Here is an 18570-nt window from a genome sequence, read left to right as displayed (position 1 = left end):
TGAAAATAAGATAAGCCTTTAAAATTTTTGAAACAACTCACCACCCCATATCTCCCTCATAATCTGTAACTAGGCACATTTATGAGGGGGACGGATCATGGAGATGGAATTAACGGCACTCCATTGGATTTATGTTGTATTTATTGCATTGATAATCGGGTTTATGGTAAAACGTCGTGATACTACCCTCATCTGCATAATTGGAATTTTCCTTTTGGCTTTAGTGGCTACAGGCAGTTTAGCCTCATCCGTAAGCGGGATATTCAACAGCTTCATTTTCGCAATTACGGAATTAATGTCCACGATTTTAATCATTTCAATCATCGTTGCCATGAGCACGGTTTTAACGAGGTCCGGCATTAATGATGTCATGATTGCACCGTTTGCGAAATTCATTAAGAATCCTACACTTGCCTTTTGGGTAATTGGAATCGTCATGATGATAATATCCTGGTTCTTCTGGCCATCACCTGCCGTTGCCTTACTTGGGGCTGTTCTGCTTCCCGTTGCCTTACGGGCTGGTTTACCTGCTCTTGGCGTGGCGATGGCGATGAACCTTTTTGGTCACGGAATAGCATTATCAGGGGATTTCATCATTCAAGCTGCTCCTAAACTAACGGGGGATGCCGCTTCCATACCAGTCGGTGATGTCATCGCTGCGAGCATTCCCCTTGTCATTACAATGGGGGTCGTCACCACCATCTCCGCCTTTATCCTTTTAAAGCGGGATATGAAGCTTGGAAGAATCAAGGCTGCGGATAATGAGGGAATCATCACAGATCAGACAATTAGTGAAGATCTGCTCACACTGGGACAAAAGAAGTTTTTTGCCGTTTTCATTCCGATTGCCTTTCTGTTGGATGTTGTGGCATTGTCGGTTTTGAAGTTGCAAGGCGGAGATGCCACGGCGTTGGTTGGCGGTACAGCCGTTTTCATTTTGCTGATTTTATCCCTTGTCGCACATAAACAGCAAGGACTTGAAAAATCAACGGCCTATTTGATTCAGGGTTTTCAATTTGGCTTCAAAGTATTCGGACCTGTGATTCCAATCGCCGCATTCTTCTATTTAGGTGATTCCGGATTCAATCAGATCATCGGTGACTACTTACCAAAAACATCACTTGGCATCGTCAATGACCTCGGTGCCGCCTTAGCGGCCTCCGTTCCTTTAACGAAAGAAATAGCCGCCGTCACATTAACGGGAATCGGTGCCATCACTGGCTTGGATGGATCGGGCTTCTCAGGCATTTCTTTAGCCGGATCTGTCGCCAAACTATTTGGAACGGCAATCGGAAGCGGAACCGCCACCTTGACTGCACTCGGGCAAATAACCGCGATTTGGGTTGGCGGAGGTACCCTGATTCCATGGGCATTGATACCAGCCGCTGCAATATGTAACGTCAGTCCCTTTGAACTTGCCCGCCGGAATCTGCTTCCGGTAACCATTGGTTTGGCAGTCACTACGATAGTCGCGATGTTTCTCATTTAATCGATCTGCATCGACGTTTGTCGACTCTGAAGCACGGAACGGCCTCTCAATTTCCATTCCCATATTTAAAAAGAGGTTCGGTTAGTCTCACCCCGAACCCTGAAAATGACTTGGTCATCCTTCATGTTTTTTTACTTTTTTATATGGAGTGATTGAAGAAATTTACGACACTCCTGCCGAATAACTGGCTAGCCGAGTCCCCACAGACGTTTACTTTGACGAGGCTTGGCAGACAGTCGGCGGAAAGGTAGCGGATTTATGAAATCAACTGGAACTTTTTTAATTTGTCTACAGTTAAGGTGATTGGAATGGAAGGTGCGAGACTCCTGCGGGAATAGCGCGTCTAGAGGAGACCCCGCAGGCGCAAGCCGAGGAGGCTCCCGGACCGCCCGCGGAAAGCGAGTGCCTGGAGTGGAAATCAACGTCCAAATTCTAAAACCAATAAAAAACTGTAGATATACTCGATTTTCATTGAGTCTATCTACAGTATCAAAGGACTGAATAAATCAGTCCTTTTTAGATGAAGATCGGGTTTCATGCTTATCCAAGCGGATAATTCCAAACTCACATTATATTAATTTTTTTTGACTTCTGAAACTAATTGGCGGAACAAATTTCGGTTGTATTCAAGACAGTCCGCAACCTTAAATCAGAACTTCACAACGACTATTGAGTAAATACTCTTGAATGATTTTTAAAACGATAGACTGGTTTTGCTTTATATAGAAATGATCACCCTTTAATATATGCAATCCTTCAATATGTGCAATGTATTCATTCCAGCTTTCGATACTTTCCTTCGTCACGGTATCATCCGAGCCCAATAGCAAAACGGCTTTATTTCCCACCTTTTTATCGCGTTTTTTTTCATGGTGATAGTTGGCTAAAACATTCAAGTCCGACTGGATTATCGGAAGGAATATATTCATGAAATCTTCGGTTTCTAGGAGTTCCTTGTTCGTTCCCCCGATTTTTTCAAGCGATCGTTTTAAATGTTTTGCATTAGAGCAATCGATTTGGTCTACTTTATAATTTGGAGACGATTTACTTGAAATGAATATATGCTCTACTTTTTTAGCATTTCTCTCTTCTAATTTTGCTGCAATTTCAAAGGCTACGATCGCACCCATGCTATGTCCAAACAAAGAGATGCTTCCCAGTGTATCCATTTGATGCTTCGTTTCCATTTCTTTCATTAATATATCCGTCAAATCCGCCATATGGTCACACAATGGTTCACTATATTTACTGCCATGTCCTGGGTATTCCAGCGGGATTACCTCTATCACATCATCATCAAATTTCCATTCTCTATAAAAAGATGCACTTCCCCCGGCATAAGGGAAACAAAAAAGTGTCTTCTTCAGCCCTTCCATCCCCCTTCTCCATGATCGATTATTTCAGCATGAACTTCATAAAGCTTTCAACATACCCTGAATCGATTTCCGGCATTTTCATTGATAGCAATTCCATTTCCTCCTTTGTTTTGGATTGCAGGATTTCCGACTCTTTTAATTTTGTTGATTCATCAATTAACTGGGACAAAGCACTTAATGAATGAATCTCGTTAGATTGTGTCTTTTCTTTTAATGATTGTAACCATTCTTCCAAATCCATGTTGGAGTAAGGTATTTCATTTTTTTCGAAAAAGGCGGTCACGAATTCACTTGAAACCCTCTGATCATTGAACATATGATAGATCCCGAGCTTCTGATTCTCATTCAATCTTGATATTTTGTAAATGAACTCACTTACAAAGTCGACTGGCATCAATTCAAAATGAATTTCCTCTTTAAATGGCAATATCCTTTGTTCAATAAATGATTCAAAAACCTTGTACAACATATCCTTCTCGTTCCAAACCCCGTTTGAATTAGATGAAATCCTGCCTAATCGGAAAATATCGATTGTCAGTCCATGTTCCCTTGCTTGAAGAAGCAATTTCTCGGCAACCCATTTGGACTGGCTGTACCCGATCATTAAATCGGGGGAGTAAACCAATTCGTCTTCCTCGTCCCATTTCCTTTCGCCGGTCAAGACAGAAAGCGTTGAGGCATAATGAATGTTTTTCCGAGTGTATGATGAAGCAAACTTAATGATTTCCACTACACCATTCACATTCGAAATCTTTGATTTGCTATATGGCTCGAAGAAATTCGTTTCGGCACCGACATGATACACATGAGAAACATCATTGCTTATTTTCTCATATGTCATATCATCCAAACCAAATTGATGTTTACTAAGATCCCCTTCAATTACAACGATTCTACTTACGAAATCATCCTGCCAAAGACCGTATTTCATTAAGGTATCTTTCAATCTATTTCTTGAAGGAAATCTAACCAAACAATAGATTTTGACATCTTCCAATTCCAGTAACAATTTATTTAATAGATGTGCCCCTAAAAACCCTGTTCCACCTGTAATCATCATATTTTTTTCAATTTCAACTGGTTTAGTGGATATTTCCCTTATTTTCTCCATCAACGCTGGAGCGAGCATGGAATCCTTCTCCATCACTGCTTCCATGCTGCCAGCTGATTCGGCTTCAAGTGCCTCAACAAATTTATTGACTGTGTTATTTCCCAATAATATTTGTAAAGTGGCCTCAGGAAGTACGGTTTCCTTCATTACATAGACCAGTTTTGTAGCTAAAATGGAATGGCCTCCATTTTCAAAGAAGTTGTCGTCCAATCCTAGACTTGGATTTCCTAATACATTTCTCCAAATCTCCAATACTTCTTTTTTCTTTCCAGTTTCTTGATTGGCTAAGGCAGTTTTATTTTGCATGATATCCATTTCCAATAATTTGTCTTTATCCACTTTACCGTTGGCATTAAGCGGGAACTCATCTACCCTGACAAAAAAATGGGGAATCATATAATTCGGCAATTCATTGCTCAGATAATCTTTAATATCCTTTTCAGCGTTTTCCGCTTTTTCATCTTTATGTTTGTAATAAGCGATAACATAATTCTCATCATTGATGTTTTTAACATCAACTACTGAACTTTCAATCTTCATGTATTTATCAAGCTTTTCCTGAATTTCATTCAGTTCAATTCTAAAGCCGCGAATTTTCACTTGACTGTCTTTTCGGCCTTTGTACAGAATTTCACCATTGTGTAACCGGACGCCATGATCACCTGTTTTGTACCACTTCGCCTGATTCAAATCATTCATGAGCAAAGCTTGTTCCGTTAATTGCGGCTGATTTAGATAGCCTCTCATGACCCCTTGACCGCCAATGTAGATCTCGCCTATTTCCCCATCCTCTACCTCTACTTGTTCTTCAGATAGAATCTTGATTTCTACATTGCTCAATGGCTTTCCAATGGGAATAACATCTGCATCTTTGTCTTCGACCTCATGGCAAATGGCAAAAGTCGTGCATTCAGTTGGTCCATACCCATTAATCAAGGAAAAATGACCGATTGTTTGCTTCAATCTTCTCACATGGGAAACCGAGATTTTATCTCCGCCAACCACAATTTTCTTTAATCCCTCAAAAATTAATGGATCCTCATCAACCATTGCATTGAAAAGACCTGTCGTAAAAAAAGCTACATCCACCTTTCCAATGGATATCGCTTCTTTCCAATCATCAAAAGAAGTGAACTCATTCGACATCAAGAATAAAGTTGCGCCATTCAATAAAGCTCCCCATATCTCAAAAGTTGCGGCGTCAAAGCACGGGTTGGAAAATTGAGCCACTCTATTTTTTTCGTTTATTTCAAGTATTTCAGAGTTCAATACTAAATTGACTACACTCTTATGCTCTATCATCACACCTTTCGGCTTTCCAGTCGTTCCTGATGTATAGATAACATACGCGAGACCATTCTCCGAAGAACGGTTAACGGGAATGTGCCCTTCCTTGCTTAATTCATTAATCTCAAATGGAATTGGTTCAATATCCAATTCACGGAGCTTCCCTTCTTGGCCATTAAACGATAAGAAGAAATTCATATCCGTATCTGCAATCATATATTCCAATCTTTTTAATGGGTACTTTTCGTCTATCGGAACATAACAACAGCCTGACTTTATTATCGCAAGCATCCCGATGATCAGTTCAATGGACCTTTTGCTTGGAATCCCGATCATTGTTTCTTCTTGAATCCCCAAATCAATGATCCTTTTAGCAAGATTATCTGAAAGAATATCTAATTCTTTAAAAGTAATTTGCCTGTCATTTTCACAAAGTGCCGCTTTTGACTGATTATCTTCCACGATTTTTATAAAAGCTTCAGTTATTGACATCAATTTATTCGTCGTCATCGATTTACTTATCATCGGGCCCCAACTTTCAAGTGATTTATTAATTTACCAATAGATAGTATTGTTTCATCTTCTGTTAGTTTTAAGAATATTTCCTGCATGGAATCCATAAAACGTAAAATTTCATTTTCATCGAATTTACTTTCTTTATAAATGATTTTATAGTGCAGCTTGGATTGCACTACAGCCGCAGAGAACGTAAGATCAAAATTGGTCGATTCACTTCCAACTGAATTTTCGATCATGATTTGCGAATCCTCTGCCAGTTCTGTGCTCGGATAATTTTCGAATACAAATATATGTTGGAATAATTCCTTATCCCATGGAATTTCAGCGTATCTCTTTATATCCGTAAGTGAACTGAACTCATACTCTCTCATTTGTAATTGCTTGTTTTGAATAGCAGTTAGATAGGATTGTAAATCATCATCCCAATCGATTTTCAAAGAGAATGGCAGAGTATTGATCAATAAGCCTACAGCTGATTCAATATGCGGAATGCTGAGGTTCCTTCCTGAGCTTGTCACCCCATAGCATACTGAGTCGCTTTCACTGAGGTAGGATAGAACGATGCTCCAAACTCCTTGAACAACGGTATTAATGGTCTTTCTATGACGCTTGGATAATTCTATTAATCTTTCGGTAAGCTCTTCAGGTAAGCTATATTCAATAACTTTATCCGATGTAAAAGCTACCTTATCCGTTTTATTACTCACTAGTGCTTTTACTTGTTCGAAATCCCTCAATTCTTTATTCCAAAAAGCTGCTTCTTCCTGTTTATTAATATTCCTGACATGATTCATGACTTGTTTATAAGCATTCTTATGTTCATCCCTGTCTTTCGACGTATTGGGTGGGTTTGGGTAATTATCCAAAAAATGATTAATGACAATTTGCAGGCTCCAGCCATCTATTAAAGCATGATGATGTGTCCATATGAATTTATAGCGATGATCCGATAGCTGAATCAAAGTGATGTTCATGAGCGGGCCATTCTCTAAATCCGTTTGTCTGTTTTTGCTATGCTCTAAAAGGTTTTCTAGTTTGGATTCTGACTCGTCTTCACTAAACATCGTTAGATCCACATGATTAAACACATAATAAATGTCATTAAGTATGATTTGATAACGGTCCCCCAATTGATTGCGCCTGAAAACGGATCTTAGAACGTCGTATTTTCTGCAGGTTTCATTCCAGGCTTCTTCTAATTTAACCAAGTCCAGATCACCTACTAAATCAATGGATAGCTGTGAAATATATTCAGGACTTTGGGTTACTTCGCTATGGAATAACATTCCTTCTTGAAGTGATGTCACTGGGTAAATCTCTTCAATGTTATTAAACTTATTAATGAAATGGGTGATCGTGCTTCCATCGACTATTTTCTCAGCTTCAAAATCCGTTTCGACAATAGAGTCATTCAAATCTGCACTTCCACTTAAAATTTTGTTTAAGTGTACTTCGACTTCTTTACATATCATTCGGAAGTTTTCATTGCTGCTATCGCCAATAATATTCAGCATGAGTCTATTGTTTACGATGCTGGCGACAAAATTGAGTTTATATGGAAATTTATAGTTCAAATCGATATTGCTGCTATTGGTTTGTTCCATATCACCAGTGTTATTAAACTGACCTAGATAGTTGTAACTCACAAGGCTATCTGGATAGTTATGATTCCGATTGGAAATATACTTCAGGATTCCAAAGTCAAACCCTTTGTTTGGCACATTTCTTAATATGTTTTTTGTATTTCTCAAGGTTGAGCCCAAAGTCGCCATTCCTTTAATCCTTACTGGATAAATCGAGGTGAACCACCCTACCGTCCTTGATAAATCAATATCATCCTCAATACCCTCTCTTCCATGTCCTTCCAAATCGAGCCAAAATTCATTGATTCCCATTCGATTGGAAAGTGCATGTGCGATAACGGATAATAAAACTTCATCAATCGTCGTTTTATGTTTTCTTAAAGTATTTTTAATGAGGTTTTGAGTTTGGGCCTCATTCACTTGTATTTTATTCATGTTTTCAAAATCACACGTTTCTCCTAAGTCTTCCGTCAGCGGAGATACTGGAACATTTATTTCCTTTTCCCAATATTGAACGGCCTCTTCTGGTAGGTCAGTGTTCTTGTATTCGTTTAGTTTCTCGGACCATTGTTTATAAGAAGTCGTTTTTAAAGGCAGTGATGGTTCTTGTTCATTCTTTATCTGTTGATAGCACCTTTCGAAATGTTCAAGAAGTATCCTCCACGAAACACCATCAACCACTAGGTGATGAATCACCCAAAAAACCCTTACCTCCCTTTGATCCCTGAATAGAAGGAACTTCATCAAAGGGCCATTGTGTATATTTAAACTTTGTTGGGCGTTTTCTTCTAGCTCATTAATTTCCTTCAAGCTTTTTTCATCTTTAATACTTGAAACATGATACTCATGAAAACTGCAAGCTGTATCAGCATTTGAAATATTGCCAATATATGAATCACCATGTTTTTCAAATAAAGTCCTTAAAACGTCGTGCTGATCAATTAATTTCATGATGATTTTTTTATATTGTTCAGTCGTCAACGTATTATCCTTCATCAAAACGACTGACTGATTCCAATGATGGATATTCTCATGATTTTCATTAAAAAACCAAGATTGAATAGGCGTCAACGGGACATAACCTGATACCGTTTCTTGAACCACTTGTTTTTGCTCCAGCTCATTTACAATATTCCCTAGCTCACGGACCGTTTGAAATTCAAATAAATCTTTAGGAGTTATAAATAAATCTTTTTCTTTTGCGGCAGAGCATATTTGAATACTGATGATTGAATCACCGCCACATTCAAAAAAGTTATCTTCCGGTCCTATAGTGGGATCGTTTAAAACATTTCTCCAGATTGTCAGCAGCTCTGTTTCAGTTTTGGACAAATCTTGCACATCCAGCACTTTTTCCTTCCTCTCATTCAACTGTTCCGTCCATTTCGGCAGGGATTTCCGATCAACTTTTCCATTCGGCGTCAAAGGAAATTTATCCAGTTGCATAAAATGAGCAGGAATCATGAAAGCAGGCAGTGTATCTTTCAATCGTCTTCTGATTGAATCTATCGAAACCTCATCATTCACCGTATAATAAGCAATTAGCCTTTTATTCTCAAATCCATCTTCCATTACCGTTACATAACTATCCTTGATTTCTGCTATTTTTCGTAATGAAACATTAACCTCCGATAGTTCAACACGGTATCCCCTTATTTTCACTTGATCGTCCGCCCTGCCTATATAAACTAATTCCCCAGCTTTGTTATGCTTAACTAAATCCCCAGTTCTGTATACATTTTCGGCAGGGTTGAATGGATTGGATATGAATCTTTCATTTGTCAGACTCTCATTATTCAAATATCCCCTTGCTAACCCAATTCCTCCAACGTAAAGTTCACCAACTGACCCTGCCGGCACTAGTTTCCGGTTTTCATCCAACACAAGTACGACCGTGTTGGTCAGAGGCTTCCCGATCGAAACAACGAATTCATCTGTAACATCCTCATTCGGGGGAAACATTTTAAAACTTGTACATACCGAATATTCCGTAGGCCCGTAGCCATTGAAAAACGATATATGTTTAAACTTTGAAACGAGCTCAACTGGACATTCAGAACCTGCAGATCCCAACACTTTAATCGTGCTCAATTCAATGATTGGCAGTTCTTTCAATACAGCAGGCGGTAAAATGATATGAGAAATTCCTTCACGCTTAATTTGTTCAACAAGTTTACTCATGTCAAATTGATTTTCTTTATCTACACTTATATGCAGCTCGGCACCGAATAATAGTGTGCTGAAAATCTCTATGACGGATGAATCAAAATTAAACGTAGCGAATTGCAGCACTTTAGCTGATGTATCCAAACACATCATTTCATTTTGGTTATAAACTAAGTTAATGATTCCTCTATGTTCTAACATTACTCCTTTTGGCCTGCCTGTCGTTCCCGAGGTATAAATGACATATGCTAAGTCTCTCTGATCCGCAATGTGAAGATTCGTTTCCAATAACAAATCCGATTCTTTTTCAATATCTTCAAAATATATTATTTTGGATGAGTCAATCAAACCATTCTTTCCGAGTTCTTTGTGACTCAAGCAATAGGAAATGGACGAATCCTTCACCATGTAGCTTAATCGTTCATCAGGATAATGAGGATCCAATGGAACATACGCAGCACCAGCTTTAATTACTGCCAACATCCCTGTCACCATATCAATTGATCGATTCATATAAATTCCTATTCTTTCTTCTTTAGAAATCCCTTTGCTTAGTAAATAGTGTGAGAGTCGATTGCTCTTATCATTCAATTCGCGATATGTAATGGTTCTCGGACCATCAACAATGGCTATCTTATCAGGAAACCGCTCAACAATTTTATGGAAGGCTTCTGGGATTGTGTCATTGATCCCCTCAAAACGAATGGTTTCTCCCTGCCATTCTTCCAATAATACTTTTTCCTGCCTCTTACTCACGACGGATACCTTGTCAATCGATCGTTCAGGCTGATAGGTAATTTTCCTAATCCACTCTAAGAAATTTTCAGCTAATAATTGAATGGTTTGTTCATTGAAGATCCCTGAATTATACTCAAAAGCGAATAAAAGCTTATCCTCATATTCTTCTGCAGCTAAACTCAAATCGAATTTTGCTGCCTTTGATTTTATTACTTCAGGCGTTATCTTTATGTATTCACTTTCAAATGAAGCTTTGGCATTATTTTGTAAAATGAAGACGGTTTGAAATAATGAAGTGCTTGCTAAATTTCTTTCAGGATTAATGACTTCAACAATTTTCTCCAATGTCATTTGCTGATGGTCATAGATGTCGATGATATGGTTTGTATTTCTTTCAAGAATCTCTTCGAATGTTTCCTCAAGTCCCAGCTTTAATCTAAAGGGCAGTGTATTGACAAAATAACCTATCGATTTTTCTGTTCCTTCAATCATTCTATTCGCCAAAGGACTTCCGACGATGATATCGTTTTGACCTGTATATTTTGCTAGAAAAGACTGGTACATCGTTAGCAGTGTCATGAATAATGTCGAGTTTTTTTCAAGGGACATCCGTTTTAAACCTTGGAGCTCTTCACTTGTTAGTTCCACTATGAAACTACTGCCATCGGTGCTATTTTCTTTTGTACGTATCGTATCTAAAGGAAGCTCCAATTTAGGTAATTCCCCAGATAAGTTTGTTTTCCAAAATAGCGATTCTTCTTTAATGTTATGTTCTAGCCAGCTTTTCTGCTCAATGGCAAAATCCTTATATTGTTTAAAGTCGTTTCCAAGGATAAGTTCCTTTTCATTCACTTCACTGTCATAAAAAGATAACCATTCGTCTAAAAATATACTCACTGACCATCCGTCAAATATGAAATGGTGGAGATTCACAAATAAAACAGACTCTTTTTCGCTCAATTTAACCAGTTTCACTGTCATGAGAGGACCTTTTTCCATTTCAAAGATTTCCGATTGGACATCTTCTTCAATTTGCAGCATACGAATCGTTTGCTGTTCGGGCTTTAACGCAGAGAGGTCGATTTCATCTATTTTAATGTACAAATCTTCCTTGATCTCCTGGTAGCCTTTCCCGGCATTTTCACGGACGGTGGTCCTTAAAATCTCATGTCTATTAACGACATGATTTACTGATTTTTCCAGTATTGAAGTATCCACTGCACCAGTAATTTTATATTTCTGAGGGATATTATAATTGATTGTCTTACCATTGAGTTTTTCGTTGAACCACAAAGCCTCTTGGTTACTGGATAAAACATGACCTTTTTGTTGCGCTTCAATGTGCTCAATGTCATGTTCTGAAATTTCATTAATGATGAAGGCCGTCAACGAATCGATTGTTGAATTTTGAAAAATATTTTTCAAGGTTAGAATTTGATTGTATTCTTTGTTTAATTTCGTCAATAACTTCATGGCTAAAATCGAGTGTCCGCCCACTTCAAAAAAATCAGCATCTTTATCGATTTGACTTGTTGATAAGACTTCCAAAAATGTCTTTTCCACAAAAGATGAAACTACTTCCGTTTCATCTTTCGGAGGCGTATTCACTTCCGGAAAGATCTTATGACTTAGCAATTTCAATGTAGGATTTTCAAACAAATCGGCTAATTTCATATTCCCATCAAGTCTTTTATTAATTTTAGATACCAATTTCATGGCTGTTATCGAATGCCCGCCCAATTGAAAGAAATCAGAATCCTCATTAATCTCACTGTTCAAGAAAAACTCTTGCCATATTTCTTTAAGTTCTTGATTAACGGATGTGGATGTGATCGCATGGTCACTTGTTGCTTGATGGTTCTTACACACATTATTTTTTAGTTTTGAAAAATCAACATCGACATATATTTCGTCAATTTGCTGTACTTTTGTAATTTGATTGGCAATCTGCATGAAGGCTGAATGGATATCATTTACTAGTGAACGCTCTATGAAGCAAGAATTAAAATACAATTTGCATTTAATCGTTTCTTTATTATCCTGGGCTTGTAATGATAATGGAAAGCTATGTGTCTCTTTTCCTCCTTCGATTTCCCAGTTAATATCAAACCCTTCACTTTTCGCTTCCGGATAATTTTCATAAACAAATAAAGTTTCGAAAATCGGATCTTCCTTCTTTAATTTCGTATGCCTTTTAATATCCACTAAAGAAATTTGAGAGTAATCAAGCATATTGTTTAATGTTTCCTGGAACCGTTTCAGTAAATCAGTAATGCTATCTGTATCGTTCATTTCAGCTATCATCGGAATCGTATTAATGAGCAGCCCAACAATTTCTTCGGATTTGAATAAGTTATTCGACCTGCCAGAGCTTACAATTCCAAAGACTATTCTATTTTGATTGGACATTTCCTTTAGGACGATCGACCAAATTAACTGCAATAATACATTAATCGTTACATGGTTTTTAGCGGCAAATTCCCTTAAAAGCTCACTCTGTTTTTTATCCAGCTCCCAAAATAGATCATTCTCCTGCTGGTTTTCCTTCACATGCTTCAGAACGGGGAATGTGATTGTCGGCTGCTCAATATCCTTTGCTAGCTCTTTCCAAAAACGGTTTAGATCTTCCGCATCGATTTTATTCATATACCGGATAAAATCTCCATATTGCTTCGGCTTATCAATAAGCAGTTTGGAGTCTTTTCCTACAATTCGGCTGTAAATAACAAAGAGTTCATCGATGACTATGCTGGTACTCCAGCCATCCAAAATTATATGGTGATGAGTCCAAATCAAGATATACTGATTTTCTTCGATCTTCACTAACTGGAGTTTCATCAAATTGGAGTTATTCACATCCATCTCCTGGGATTTGGATGTCACTCTCTGAATTTCATTTAATTGATCATGTTTACTCAATTCTGTCATATCGATTATTTCTGGTTGATAATCCATTGCATTGAATACAACCTGAACATTGTTTTCGATATTTTTAGAGATGACCTTCATCCTTAATGCTTCATGACGTTCTACAACCTGACTCCACGCCTGGAATAATGCATTTACTTCAAGAGCGCCCGTTATCCTGATTCGCATTTGAGAAATGTAAAGGTTCTCTGCTGTATTGTTCATTTCCAGTTCATAAAGGATTCCTTCTTGAAGCGGAGTTAATGAGTAGATATTCTGAATAGATTTCTCCAATTTTGCGCCTCCCGATTCCATTATCTTCGTGTCATCCATACCTGCCGACTGCAATCATTCTATTAAACCCTTAATCACCTTATTTATTGGAATTCAATATATGAAACAAATCTTCCTCAGTAAGCATCGCATCTGGAAAATCACTTTCTATTAAAGAAGCTTGGTCAAATTCAGTTCCCCTGATTTCCATGACGACATTACCAATAGCTTCTATTATTAAGTTCATCTTTTCTTCAGCTAATTTTGAGATTATTTTTATGAATAGTTTTCCGTCCTGGATCAATGCCAGGAAATGGAGTTTTGGTTTATTTTCAAACTCACCAAAGTCCCTGCTATTGGATGATTCAAATTGGGAGTCCAATCTTCCTAAATAATTAAAAGTAACGTGGATATCCGGCTCCTTAATGACCCCAGGGCATAAATATTTGATAACGCCATAATCAAAACCTTTATTTGGAATTTCCCTTATAGCATTCTTCGTGTTTTTTAAAGTGTCATCAAACGTCTCTCCTGAATGCAGCAATATCGGATACATCGCAGTAAACCAGCCAACGGTCCGAGTAACATCCATTGTTTCATCCGCCATTTCCCTGCCATGCCCTTCTACTTCCATCCAGAAGTCCTTCACTTCAAAAGACTTTTTCAAACTCTTTGCAATTAATGACAACAATACTTCTTCTACAGTCGCTTTTGATTGCCTTGATAATTCCTGGATCAATATTTCAGTTTCTTCTTCACTGAATGATTTCTCCATCGTTCTTTCTTCTTTAGCTATAAAGTCTTCCTCTATCTTAAAATCCGTTATTTCACTTTTTGTTTTTTGTTCCCAATAACGGAGTGTTTCAGGGTCCATCAACGATTCATTGTATTTTTTCAAGAAGTTTGACCAGTCTTTGAATGAAGAGGTTTTATAAGCAAGCTTCCCTGTTTGATTGTTTAAAGCTTGATCATGGAGAGTATTGAAATCCTCAAGTAAAATTCTCCAGGAAACTGCATCAATCAATAAATGGTGGATTACCCAAAAGAAGCGATACTTGTTTGATTGTTCTTTTAAAACAAGCATTTTCATGATCGGTCCATTACTTATGTCCAATGAACGTTGAGCCTTACTGTCCCATTCATCTCTCATTCTTATTCGCGTTTCCTCATCTAAATGATGTATATCCTTATAGACTAACTCCCATGTTTTGTGTTCTGAGTCTATATTCCCGATATATTTATTGTCATGTTTTTTAAATAGGGTTAACAATCCCTCATGATGTTCCACGATATGAGATAGAATTTTTTCAATGTCCTCCATTGGAGCACAGGAATCTTTACTAAAAACAATGGACTGGTTCCAATGATTGATGGAAGTCGTGTGTTCTGCAAAGAACCATTCTTGGATGGGGGTCAGTTCCACATTCCCTCTAGTGGCTATAGGTTGAATCATGACCTTATTTTCGGTTTTCGCGATCGCTGCCAGCTCTGCTACCGTTTGATTTTCAAAAATAGATTTTGGACTGATGATTATATTTTCCTGCCTTGCTAGAGAACATATTTGAATGCTCTGAATGGAATCGCCGCCAAGTTCAAAAAAGTTATCTCGGATACTTATGTCATCCAACCCTAAGACAGTCTTAAAAATCCGAAGAAGCACTTTCTCATTGACCGTCTCAGGTTCTTCCACTGTATTGCTTCTAGTTACGGGTACCGGAAGAAGCGCTGAATCAATTTTCCCATTTGCATTTAACGGAAATTTGTCCACTTGCATAAAGAATGAAGGAATCATGTAACTTGGTAATCTCTCTTTTAAAAATGCTTTTAAGTGGTCATGATTAACTTGTTGTTTGGATGTGAAATAAGCGATTATTTGTTTATTTAAGTTTTGCTGATCCTGAACCTTAATGAATGAGTCACTTACTTGCGGATACGCATTGAGATTGACCGAAATCTCATCAACTTCCACTCGGAAACCTCTTATTTTTACTTGATTATCTTTACGCCCCAGAAAAATCAACTCACCATCGCTCGTGAATTTTGCAAGGTCGCCGCTGCGATATAAACGCTTTCCAGATTTAAAAGGATGTTCAATGAACTTTTCTTTTGTTAAATCATCATTATTCACATAGCCAACAGCTAACCCTTCACCACCAATATATATTTCCCCTGCGGCACCTATCGGGACAAGTCTTTGCTCCGGACTTAGTAAATAGACGTCAGTATTCAGGATAGGTTTGCCTATCGATACTTTATTATTAGCAGTCTCATTGTTTTCGAATGCTTTAAACATTTCAATCGTGGTCCATACTGAATATTCCGTTGGACCGTAGGCATTATAAAAGTTTATATTTCGATAGCGATCCAGCAAAGCTATTGGACATTCAGATCCGGCTGAACCAACGAATTTCACATCAGATCCCTCTATATTGAGCTCTTGCAAAACTGCAGGCGGCAATACTAGGTGGGTTAACTTTTCACTTTTGATTTGATATTCCAACGCGAATAAATCAAACATTTCCTCCTTATTATTCCCGATATGCAGCTCTGCACCATTTAATAAGCTTCCAAAAATCTCATAGATAGAAGCGTCAAAATTAAATGTGGCAAATTGTAATACCCTAGAGGTCTCAACAAGTTGTAAGTACTTGTTTTGACTTTTTATTAAATTCACTACTCCTCTATGGGATAACATGACACCTTTAGGTTTTCCTGTCGTTCCCGAAGTATAAATTATGTAAGCCAGGTCGGAAGGTGCAATCGATTCGTTACAGCACTCGGTATCCACGTAATGGACGGATTCAAGATTAATCACTTTAGCTATTTTTTTTATGGCAGGAACCTCAACTTGATTCGTAATGCATATATCCATTTTCGAATCATTAATGATATATTCCAATCTTTCAGCTGGCAGCATAGGATCAAGCGGAACATATGCACATCCGGCTTTAATGATTCCCAACATGCCTATCACCATATCAATCGATCTGTTTACATGCAGCCCCACCTTATTGGAGCCATTTTCGATATTATTCCTAAGCAATTTCGCAATCACATTTGATCGTTGATCTAATTCCGAATAGGTAATGGACTTACCATTATCAGCAACGGCTAATTTCTTTGAATGCTTCTTAACGATTCTTTCGAATATGGAGGTGATCGTCTCATTTTGATCTGCATCCGAAACCTCACCTTGCCACTCAAATAACAATTGATTCATTTGATTGTCATCTAAATGCTCCAAATGACGTATAGGTTTATTTGCATTTCTGCAAATTTGGAATAACCATTTTTCAAAACTCAACATGAGTCTTTCAATTGTTTCCCGTCTGAAAAGTTCATCGGAATACTCAAACTCTAGGATTAGGTTATGGGAACCTTTTACTTTTATTGTCAGGTCATAATTTGAATAAGGAATTTCGAATTTGTCTTGTTCAAGAGTGAAGAATGAATTGCTAAAGTTCCCATCAAAGCTTTCTTCCATTGCCAATGCTGTTTGGAACAATGGGGAATGGCTGAGATCCCTGTCCGGATTAATGATTTCAACGATTTTTTCAAATGGAAAGGCCTGATGTTCCAATACATCCAAAATCACTTTACGATTTCGGTTCAATATTTCATGAAATGATTCTGTGGCATCCACGGTCAGCTTCAATGGCAGCGTATTGACAAAACATCCAACTGTCCGGGCAAATTCTAGCTGGCCGCGGTTTGCCACGGTACTCCCGACAATGATTTGATTCTTCCCGGTATATTGACTTAAAAACACTTGATAGGCGGTCATCATAAAAGCATATAAAGTCGTGCCATTCTCCTTTAAAATCCTGTCTATCAATACACGGAGTTCACCCGTTATCGCCATTTCCATTCTTCCACCTGAGTATGAAGGTGATTTTGGACGTTGAAAGTCAAATGGAAGTTCCAATGCTTCTTCCTCTTGATCTAAATAACTTTCCCAAAACCTCCTTTGGCTTGGCGTACTTTCCTTGACCCACTCCTTATGCCAGATAGCATAATCTAAATATTGCATGTCCAGAGGAGGAATATCCCCAACCTTGCCCGTTTGAATTCTTTCATAAATCTCCATTAACTCTTCGAAAAAGGTGACAAACGATACTCCATCAAAAATGATATGGTGAAAATTGCATACTAAATAATGTTTTTCTTCGTCAATTCGAAATAGTTTCATATTAAATAAATGATCATTTTCCAGGTCGAAACATCTTTCCATTTCTTCAGTAAGATGGGAGGTGACCATTATATTACTGACTTCGGGATCTACTTCCCGACAGTCTTCATAGGCAATTATGTTTCTGCTTTTTTTTGATAAGAATTGAAGGATTTGATGTTCTTCACCTTTGAAATTGGTTCGCAAAGTTTCATGGCGTTCAATCATGAAATCTAATGCCTGTTGCAGGTCATCAATGTCCACTACTCCATTTAAAATGAATTTAAATGGCATATTATAGAGCATTTTCCTTTCATTCAGGCTGTCAAACAGATACATTCGATCTTGATTATGAGATAGCATCCCTTCACTTTTCCCACGTTTATAAGGCTGATTTACCTCGACTTCCCTCATGCTGATAAGCATGTCCAGAAAACTTGCCAGCTTTTCTATATTCCATTGACTTGAAATGATTTCCGGTGTTAATTGAATACCAAACTCCCGTTTTATCGAAGACAAGAACTCATCTTTTTTTTCATTTGTGCTTAGTGATTCATTCATGTCCTCCATTAGTGATATTTCAAAAGGTTCGATAACAACTGAAATCAAGTTTAATAGCCTATCTTCCGTTTCACTGATTATCCTGTTCATAGAAAAACACCTCATTTCTTTTCCATTCAACCTAACTTATTAATATCATCCAATTGTTTGATGAGTACGGATAGTTCCTGGATGGTTGATTGTTCGAACATCACTTTGATTGGTAATCTCACTCCCATGTTATTCTTCACCATTTGAATGAATTGCATGGCTAAAAGGGAATTCCCTCCTAAGTCAAAGAAGTTGGAATCTGTACCTATAGTTTCTTGTTCTAAAATCTCTTTCCAAAATCCTATAAGCTTTTCCTCAATTAACCTTTCCTTAACAGCAATAGTTGTTTCCATATATATCCC

Annotated in this window: 6 protein-coding genes; 1 reads left to right on the top strand and 5 read right to left on the bottom strand. The window is 37.8% G+C overall.

Annotated features, from left to right (window positions below; all coding sequences use genetic code 11):
* The first annotated feature begins 97 nt into the window (after positions 1–97).
* The gene (locus tag AC3ISB_RS03295) at positions 98–1489 is read left to right on the top strand and encodes a hypothetical protein (protein ID WP_098370564.1); all 1392 of its coding nucleotides are present in this window, start codon (positions 98–100) and stop codon (positions 1487–1489) included.
* 644 nt (positions 1490–2133) lie between these two features.
* On the opposite strand, the gene AC3ISB_RS03290 is transcribed toward AC3ISB_RS03295, so the two are convergent.
* The 5 genes from AC3ISB_RS03290 to AC3ISB_RS03270 all read right to left on the bottom strand — a co-directional run bounded on the left by AC3ISB_RS03290 (position 2134) and on the right by AC3ISB_RS03270 (position 18561).
* The gene (locus tag AC3ISB_RS03290; RefSeq protein ID WP_480339865.1) at positions 2134–2865 is read right to left on the bottom strand and encodes a thioesterase II family protein; all 732 of its coding nucleotides are present in this window, start codon (positions 2863–2865) and stop codon (positions 2134–2136) included.
* A 19-nt stretch (positions 2866–2884) separates the two neighbouring features.
* A complete protein-coding gene (locus AC3ISB_RS03285; RefSeq protein ID WP_489275551.1) occupies positions 2885–5788 on the bottom strand; it encodes a non-ribosomal peptide synthetase in 2904 nt (967 codons plus the stop codon).
* Positions 5785–13470, bottom strand: a complete 7686-nt coding sequence (locus AC3ISB_RS03280) for an amino acid adenylation domain-containing protein (RefSeq protein ID WP_489275549.1) — start codon at positions 13468–13470, stop codon at positions 5785–5787. The genes AC3ISB_RS03285 and AC3ISB_RS03280 overlap by 4 nt, the downstream gene beginning before the upstream one ends.
* Positions 13471–13549: 79 nt before the next feature.
* Positions 13550–18268: an amino acid adenylation domain-containing protein gene (locus tag AC3ISB_RS03275; RefSeq protein ID WP_489275547.1), complete on the bottom strand. Its 4719-nt coding sequence runs from the start codon at positions 18266–18268 to the stop codon at positions 13550–13552.
* A 26-nt stretch (positions 18269–18294) separates the two neighbouring features.
* On the bottom strand, positions 18295–18561 hold the full coding sequence (locus tag AC3ISB_RS03270) for a phosphopantetheine-binding protein (protein WP_098370559.1): 267 nt from the start codon (positions 18559–18561) through the stop codon (positions 18295–18297).
* Positions 18562–18570: the final 9 nt, after the last annotated feature.

Source organism: Peribacillus sp. GL_122 (assembly GCF_057835005.1).
This window is presented reverse-complemented; position numbering and strand designations above follow the sequence as displayed.

Excerpts from the sequence above, each read along its gene's own strand:
- AC3ISB_RS03295 (WP_098370564.1), top strand. The coding sequence starts at position 98 with ATGGAGATGGAATTAACGGCACTCCATTGGATTTATGTTGTATTTATT.
- AC3ISB_RS03290 (WP_480339865.1), bottom strand. The coding sequence starts at position 2,865 with ATGGAAGGGCTGAAGAAGACACTTTTTTGTTTCCCTTATGCCGGGGGA.
- AC3ISB_RS03285 (WP_489275551.1), bottom strand. The coding sequence starts at position 5,788 with ATGATAAGTAAATCGATGACGACGAATAAATTGATGTCAATAACTGAA.
- AC3ISB_RS03275 (WP_489275547.1), bottom strand. The coding sequence starts at position 18,268 with ATGAACAGGATAATCAGTGAAACGGAAGATAGGCTATTAAACTTGATT.
- AC3ISB_RS03270 (WP_098370559.1), bottom strand. The coding sequence starts at position 18,561 with ATGGAAACAACTATTGCTGTTAAGGAAAGGTTAATTGAGGAAAAGCTT.